6 protein-coding genes are annotated in these 8048 nt (G+C 63.3%); 3 read left to right on the forward strand and 3 right to left on the reverse strand.

Features of this window, described 5'->3' with window-relative positions; all coding sequences use genetic code 11:
• Positions 1-103: 103 nt before the first annotated feature.
• Both lspA and DFR43_RS13515 read right to left on the reverse strand, forming a co-directional pair.
• Complete coding sequence (gene lspA / locus DFR43_RS13510; RefSeq protein ID WP_004813174.1) at positions 104-616, reverse strand: signal peptidase II; 513 nt, start codon at positions 614-616, stop codon at positions 104-106.
• 3 nt (positions 617-619) lie between these two features.
• Complete coding sequence (locus DFR43_RS13515) at positions 620-1516, reverse strand: cation efflux transmembrane domain-containing protein (protein ID WP_133599578.1); 897 nt, start codon at positions 1514-1516, stop codon at positions 620-622.
• A gap of 95 nt (positions 1517-1611) precedes the next feature.
• On the opposite strand from DFR43_RS13515, the gene cadR reads away from it, so the two are divergent.
• The 3 genes from cadR (at position 1612) to DFR43_RS13530 (ending at position 6380) form a co-directional block, all read left to right on the forward strand.
• Positions 1612-2019 carry a Cd(II)/Pb(II)-responsive transcriptional regulator gene (cadR, locus tag DFR43_RS13520; RefSeq protein ID WP_004364961.1) on the forward strand — a complete coding sequence of 136 codons (408 nt, stop codon included), beginning with the start codon at positions 1612-1614 and terminating at the stop codon, positions 2017-2019.
• 231 nt (positions 2020-2250) lie between these two features.
• Positions 2251-3321 carry an efflux RND transporter periplasmic adaptor subunit gene (locus DFR43_RS13525; protein ID WP_211338673.1) on the forward strand — a complete coding sequence of 357 codons (1071 nt, stop codon included), beginning with the start codon at positions 2251-2253 and terminating at the stop codon, positions 3319-3321.
• Positions 3318-6380, forward strand: a complete 3063-nt coding sequence (locus DFR43_RS13530; protein WP_133599579.1) for an efflux RND transporter permease subunit — start codon at positions 3318-3320, stop codon at positions 6378-6380. Before DFR43_RS13525 ends, DFR43_RS13530 begins: the two co-directional genes overlap by 4 nt.
• 7 nt (positions 6381-6387) lie before the next feature.
• Here the strand turns inward: DFR43_RS13530 and DFR43_RS13535 are convergent, their stop codons facing one another.
• Complete coding sequence (locus tag DFR43_RS13535; RefSeq protein ID WP_211338674.1) at positions 6388-7938, reverse strand: SpoVR family protein; 1551 nt, start codon at positions 7936-7938, stop codon at positions 6388-6390.
• Between the last annotated feature and the right edge of the window lie 110 nt (positions 7939-8048).

An 8048-nucleotide genomic window follows, 5' to 3' on the forward strand; every position in this document is an offset into this window, starting at 1 on the left:
AGTGCATTTCGTCGTCGGTTGATTTGCAGCCCAGTACTTGGTATTGCGGCAGGTGAAGGATGTTGTCGGGAAGTTCGGTCATGGTGTTGTATAGGCGTAGGTGTCAGTCAGATCCATCCGACTCGGCATTGGTGTTTGCTTTTTTACCCAACAAGCTGCTGGAAACTAAAAGTAAGGCACCGAGGACAATTGCAATATCAGCCAGGTTGAAGGCCGGCCAATGCCAGTCTCGCCAATAGAAATCAAAGGAATCCACAACATAGCCGCGAAAGACCCGGTCAATCAGGTTGCCCATGGCGCCACCGAGGATAAGACTGTAAGCGATGGCTTCTCCTTTATGACGATTTTCAAGGATCAGCTTGATCAGAAAAATCGAGACCACTACCGCGATTCCGATAAAAAAGTAGCGCTGCCAGCCTCCACCATTCGCAAAAAGACTGAATGCGGCACCGGTATTCCATACGTGTACCCAGTTAAAGAATGAGGTCACTGAAATAGACTCGCCATATGCCATTGATTGTTGCACCAGCCATTTTACGGCCTGATCAGACGCTGCCAGCAGGCCGGAGATGGACAACAGAGCGTACGGTGACAGATGTTTGCCAAAAATGGACATTGCTTAATCCTTGAGCGCCAGAATGCGTCTAGCACCGTTAAGTACAATTACCCCCGCGATGGTGCCGATAATCAGATCCGGATAATTGGACCCGGTCCACGCGACCAGAGCGCCGGCGGTGATGACCCCCAGGTTGATCACCACGTCGTTGGCCGAGAATATCCAGCTTGCCTTCATGTGCGCCCCGCCCTCCCGATGTTTGGATATGAGCAGCAGACAACTGGTATTGGCAATCAATGCGACGAATGCGATAACCATCATCACCATCGATTCTGGCTCACTACCGAATACAAAGCGTCGCACCACCTCGACGAGTACGCCGATAGCCAAAATCAGTTGCAGTACCCCTGCCAGATGCGCGGCACGTACCTGCATTTTCGCACTGCGCCCTACGGCATAGAGAGCCAGGCCATAGACGGCTGCATCGGCAAACATATCCAGGGAATCAGCGATCAGGCCGGTAGACTGGGCGATCAGGCCAGCAGTCATTTCCACCACGAACATGATTGCATTGATACCGAGCAACCAGCGTAGGGTCCCGGATTCTTGCTTAGCAGAAGCTGCCGAAAACTCGGCGGCCTTGATGGTCTCCGGATTTGCAGCGACGGTTTCCTGAAGCGAGGCGCCTAGCCCCAAGGTCGCCAGTTTCGCGGTAATGGGCTCAGCCTCGCCGTCATGCACGACCTTCAACCGGCGGTTCGACAAGTCGAAGGACAGTGCCCGAATCCCCTCAACGCCGTTCAGGGCCAGGCGAATCATGCGCTCTTCTGATGGACAGTCCATCTTCGGCACGGCATAAACACTGACCCATCTCCCTGGCGCCTCGGAGGAGGCCTGTATATCGGTATCCGCTGCGGACGTTGCATCACCGCCACAGGCGCCACCACAGGATTTGCTCATGATACGACTCCACTTGAACAATGTTGTGGTACCATTTAAAACTATAAAGCTACTATAAGGTCAATAGAGTAAAGAATCCGTTGGGGAGGAGGCTGATGCGCATTGGTCAGTTGGCGCAGTTGGTAGGGGTCGAAACACAGACGATCCGCTTCTATGAACAGCAGGGCTTGTTGCCGCCGCCTGATCGGCAGGACAACGGTTACCGTGTCTATACCGAGAAGCATGGTGAGGGGCTGGCCTTCATCCGTCGCTGCAGAATCCTGGGCCTGTCACTGGCTGAGATTCACGAACTACAGAGCTATCAGGACGACCCTCATCAGCCTTGTACCGCCGTCAACGCCTTGCTCGATGATCACATCTCTCATGTGCGGTCGCAGATAACCGCTCTGCAAGCGCTTGAGAAACAACTCGTTTCACTGAGAGCGAGTTGCAACGATGACCGGGAAGTTGAGGCGTGTGGGGTTCTTGCTGGAATTAGCGAAGGAAACATGCACCAGCAGTAGGTAAAGCATCAACCAGATAATCCGATGAGATGCCGGTCTGTCTCACTCTCATGCAAAGGTAAGATCAACCATTTAATCCGCTTACCCGTCTTTTCGCAGGATCTACCGGGCGCGGCATGACCGCCTCCACCAAATCCAGGGCCTTTGTTGGGGAGATTCCTCTGGCCGATGATTACTGTACAACATTGTTCAATAATAGCGCTCGACTTCCACTTCGCACAGCGTCACACCATGTCAGCTTTTGCCTCCTGGGCCCCAATGGCCCTGATTCTGTCACTGGCCTTGGGTTTGTCGGCATGTTCGCGCCCACAGGCCACCCCGGCCGTCCAGACGCCCGCCCCCTGGGTGCGCATGGCCCCTGTCGAGAGCGCATCGGGCCATGCGATCACGCTGTCAGGAACGATCAAGGCCCGCCAGGAGTCCGCCGTGGCCTTCCAGATCGGGGGCCGAATACTGGCGCGGCACGTGGAGGCGGGGCAGACGGTGCGCGCCGGCCAGCTGCTCTTTGCGCTGGATCCGCGCGACGTGGCCGCGGCCGAGCAAGCGGCGGTGGCGCAGCTGGCCGCCGCCGAGGCGGCCATGACCACGGCGCAGCGCGAACTGGAGCGCCAGCGGCAACTCGTCGCCCAGGGTTTTGTGAGCCCACAGACGTTGGACCGGATGGAGCTGAGCCTGCGCGACGCGATGAGCCGGCTGGACGCGGCCCGCGCCCAGGCCACCCAGGCACGCAATGCCCGTGGGTATGCCGAAGTCCGTGCCGTTCGGGATGGGGTGATCACCGAGGTCATGGCCGAAGCCGGCCAAGTGGTGGCCGCAGGCCAGAGCCTGGCCGTGCTGGCCCAGGCCGGTGAGCGCGAAGTGGAGGTGCACCTGCCCAGCGCCGCTGCGCCCAGCAATGGCCGCATCCTGCAACCCAACGCCCCCGACACCCGTGTGACGCTGCGCGAGGTGGCCGGCGCGGCCGACCCCCAGAGCCGCACCTGGCGTGCCCGCTACCGCATCGCTGGCGCCGCCGAAAATTGGCCTTTGGGTACCGTGGTCCGCCTGCAGCTCGACGGCGCCTCCCCGTCTGGCGACGACGCGGTCCAGCGCGTGCCGCTGGGCGCTTTGGACGAGCGCGCCGAAGGGCCGCGCGTCTGGCGCGTCGTCGAAGGGCGGGCAGAGCCTGTGCCGGTGGACGTTTTGGCGCTGGAGGCCGACCACGCCCGCATCCGCAGCCCCCTGAGCAACGGTGATCGGGTCATCGCCCTGGGCACCCATCGCCTGACGCCGGGCATGGCCGTGCGGGAGCTGACCCCATGAGCTTTCCCAACCTCTCCGCGCTCGCCGTCCGCGAGCGTGCGGTGACGCTGTTTTTCATCATCCTGTCGGTGCTGGCAGGGGTGTATGCCTTTGTGTCACTGGGCCGCGCCGAAGACCCGGCCTTCACCGTGCGCGTGATGATGGTCTCAGCCGTCTGGCCCGGCGCCACGGCAGAGGAAATGCAGTCGCAAGTGGTGGACCGGCTGGAAAAGCGCATCCAGGAGGTCGAATACCTCTACAAAATCGAAACCACCGTTCGTCCCGGCCGCGCCGACCTGCAGGTGGAGTTCCAGGATTACACCCCCAGCGAAAAAGTCCCGGACCTGTTCTACGAGGTGCGCAAGCGCATGTCCGACGAAACCGGGCGGCTGCCGCGCGGGGTGATCGGCCCCATCGTCAACGACGACTTTGCCGATGTGTACTTTTCGCTGATGGCCGTCACGGCGCCGGGCCTGCCCATGCGCGAACTCACCCGGGAGGCCGAAGCCATCCGCGACCGGCTCCAGCGCGTGCCGGGCTTGCACAAGGCAATACTGCTGGCCGAACGGCCCGAGCGGGTATTCATCGACTTTGACATGGCGCGGCTCAACCAGCTCGGGATCTCGCCCCAGGCGGTGTTCGACGCGATCGACGCCAGCAACCAACTCATCCCGGCCGGCGCGCTCGACCTCGACGGGCCACGGGCGCATCTGCGCGTGGACGCCAACCTCTCGGACCCGGAACGACTCGCTGCGCTGCCGCTGCGCATCGGTCAGCGCCTGATCCGGCTGGGCGACATCGCCACCGTGCGCCAAGGCTATGAAGACCCGCCGAGCTACCTCGTCCGCGCCCGCGGCGAAGATGCCGTGCTGCTCGGCGTGGTGATGGCCAAAGGCGAAAACGGCCTGGCTTTCGGCCAGCGGCTGGCGGAATTCGTCGCCGCCGAACAGGCGCGCCTGCCGCTGGGCATGGAACTCAGTGTGTTGACCAACCAGACCGACGCCATCGCGCAGGCCGTGGACCTGTTCCAGATCAAGTTCTTGGTGGCGGTGGCCGTGGTGATGGGTGTGAGCATGCTGGCCATTGGCTGGCGCGCCGGGCTGGTGGTGGGCATTGCGGTGCCACTCACGCTGGGGCTCACCTTCCTGCTGATGAAGCTCACGCACGTCAACCTCGACCGCATCACCCTCGGCGCGCTCATCATCGCGCTGGGTCTGCTGGTGGATGACGCCATCATCGCCATCGAGATGATGATCGTGAAGATGGAGGAAGGCTGGGACCGGGTGCGTGCCGCCACCCACGCCTGGAACGTGACGGCCGCGCCCATGCTGTTCGGCACCCTGGTCACTGTGGCCGGCTTCGTGCCCATCGGCTTTGCGCAATCGGGCGTGGGGGAATACGCGGGCAACATCTTTTGGGTGCTGGCCTACGCGCTCATCGTGTCTTGGCTGGTGGCCGTGACCTTCACCCCCTACCTGGGCGTGAAAATGCTGCCCAATTACGCCAAGCACGACAGCGGCAGCCTGTACCAGACGCCGATGTACCGCCGGCTGCGCGCCCTCATCACGGCCTGCGTGCGCTACCGCAAGACGGTGGTGCTGGGCACCGTGGGGCTGCTGGCGCTGAGCGTGCTGCTCATGGCCCAGGTGGTGCAAAAGCAGTTCTTCCCCGGCTCCGACCGCCCCGAGGTGCTGATCAGCGTCAATCTGCCACAGGGCAGCAGCATCCATGCGACCGATGCCACGGTGCGTCGCCTCGAAGCCATCCTGGCCGACATGCCGGAAGTGCGCACCCTGTCGTCCTACGTCGGTGCCGGCGCGCCGCGCTTCTTTATTTCGGCCAACCCGGAGCAACCAGACACGGCGTTTGCCAAGCTCATTGCCATCGGTTACGACGAAGCCACGCGCGATCGCATCATCGACGCGTTGCACGCCCACATCGACGCCGGCGAGTTTCCAGAAGCCCGCGTGCGCGTGACCCGGCTACTCTTCGGCCCGCCGGTGCCCTGGCCGGTGAGCTTTCGCATCGTTGGCCCAGATCCGGCCGAACTGCGCCGCATCGGCAACGAGCTGCGCGTGCTCATGGAGGCGCACCCCAACACCTTCAACACCCATCTGGACTGGGACGAGCGTGCGCCGGTCTTGCATCTGAACACCGACCTGGACCGCCTGCGCCTGATGGGGCTGACGCCGCGCGATGTGGCGCAACAGCTGCAATTCCAGCTCGATGGCGTGCCCGTGACCGAGGTGCGGCAAGACATCCGGACCGTGCAAGTGCGCGCCCGCGCCGAACGCGCTGGCGGCGTGCTGCTGCCTGAGCGCATCGAGCTGCGCACGCCCGAAGGGCGCACCGTCGCGCTGAGCCAGCTCGGCGAGATCGAGGTGCGCTACGAAGACCCGGTGATCAAGCGCTACAACCGCGAGCGCTTCCTGGCGGTGCACACCGATGTGGCCGGCGCGCAGCCGCCGGACGTCTCCAACGCCTTGTGGCGGCAAATGGCGGACCTGCGCGCCTCGCTGCCGCCTGGCTACCGCATCGACGTCGGGGGAACGGTCGAAGCCTCGGGCAAAGCCGACCGCTCCATCCAGAAGCTGCAGCCGGTGATGGTGGCGCTGATGCTGATCTTCGTGATGCTGCAAATGCGCTCGTTCGCCGGCACCTTCATGGTGGTGGCCACGGCCCCATTGGGGCTGATTGGCGCGGTGCTGGCGTTGCTGCTGTTCAACCAGCCTTTTGGCTTCGTCGCGCTGCTGGGCCTCATTGGCTTGGCCGGCATCCTCATGCGCAACACAATGATTCTGACCCAGCAGGTGCAGGACAACTTCGATGCCGGCATGGCCGCCTGGCCGGCGGTGGTGGAGGCCGCGGTGCAACGCGCCCGACCGGTGATCCTCACTGCCCTGGCCGCGGTGCTGGCCTTCGTGCCGCTGACCTTCGACCTGTTCTGGGGGCCGCTGGCCTATGTGCTGATCGGCGGCGTGGCCGTGGGCACCGTGATCACGCTGCTGTTCGTGCCGGCGCTGTATGCGCTGTGGTTCCGGCTGGACGAATCCGCCAGCCTGCCAGCCGGAGCGGCCTGATCGCCCGTCAAGCCCGCTGCGGGGCGTGCTCCCGCGTCTGCCGCACCTGGCCCTTGTCGTCCACCGACTCCAGGCGCACCGGGAACCCCCACAGCGCCGCCACGTGGCGCAGCACGGCCTCGGCGCTGTCGGCCAGGGGATGGCGGTCGCGCATCTGGTGCCGCAGGGTCAGGGTGCGGTTGCCCCGCGTGTCCACGTTCCAGACCTGGATGTCCGGCTCGCGCACCCCCAGGTCGTACTGCTGCGCCAGCCAATGCCGCAAGCGCCGATAGCCTTGCTCGTTGTGGATGGCTTCGATGCGAACACGCGGCTGGCTGTCGTCGTCCACAGCCGCAAACAGTCGAAAATCGCGCATCACCTTGGGCGAGAGGTATTGCGCGATGAAGCTTTCGTCTTTGAAATTGCGCATGGCAAAGTCGAAGGCCTCCTGCCAGTCGCTGCCCGCCCAGTCGGGGAACCACTCCCGGTCCTCCTCGGTGGGGGCGGTGCAAATGCGGTAGATGTCGCTCCACAGGGCGTAGCCCAGCGCATAAGGGTTGAGTCCGTCGTAATGGGGATGGTGGTAGGGCCGCTGCGTCACCACGTTGGTGTGGATGTGCAGGGCCTCCAGCATGAAACCGTCCCCCACCAGCCCTTCTTCGTACAAACCGTGCAACAGATGGTGGTGCCACCACGTGGCCCAGCCCTCGTTCATCACCTGGGTCTGGCGCTGCGGGTAGAAATACTGCGCCACCTTGCGCACGATGCGCACCACTTCGCGCTGCCACGGCTCCAGCAACGGAGCGTGCTTTTCGATGAAATACAGCAAATTCTCCTCGGGCTCTTCGGGAAAACGGGGCGGCTGGGGGCTGGCCTGCCGCCCGCGGACCTGCGGCAAGGTGCGCCACAGCTCATTGACCTGTTGCTGCAGATAGGCTTCGCGCTCGCGCTGCCGCTGGCGCTCTTTTTCCAGCGACAGCTTGGCCGGATGGCGGTAGCGGTCCACGCCCACGTTCATCAGGGCATGACAGGCATCCAGCAGCGCCTCGACCGCCGCCACGCCATGCCGCTCTTCGCATTCGGCAATGAAATTGCGGGCAAACACCAGGTAGTCGATGATGGCATCGGCCTGTGTCCAGGTGCGAAACAGGTGGTTGCCCTTGAAAAAGGCGTTGTGGCCGTACGCGGCATGCGCGATCACCAGCGCCTGCATGGTCAGGGTGTTTTCCTCCATCAAGTAGGCGATGCAGGGGTTGGCGTTGATGACGATCTCGTACGCCAGCCCCATCTGACCGCGCTGGTACTGCTTGGCATGGGCCAGGTAGTGCTTGCCGAAAGACCAATGGTGGTAGAGCACCGGCATGCCGATGGAGGCATAGGCATCGAGCATCTGCTCGGCGGTGATGATCTCGATCTGGTGCGGATACAAGTCCAGCCGGTGCCGCTCGGCCAGACGGGCCAGTGCCGCGTCGTACTGGCGCAAGGCGTCGAACGTCCACTCCGAGCCCTGGGGCAGCATCCGGGCGCGACCGCCGGCCTGCGATCCGGTGTGGGCGGTGGAGCGACGGCGGGCGGGCATGGCGCGATCCTTTAGCAGGCCGTTGAAAAAGTGCCCATCGAAGCAGCCGAGGCTCTGCCTGCGTCGGCTTTCAACCGGCTGGATCCGCATTTCCAGCCCCTGGCAGCCCT

Source organism: Tepidicella xavieri (genome assembly GCF_004363315.1).
Lineage (GTDB): Bacteria > Pseudomonadota > Gammaproteobacteria > Burkholderiales > Burkholderiaceae_C > Tepidicella > Tepidicella xavieri.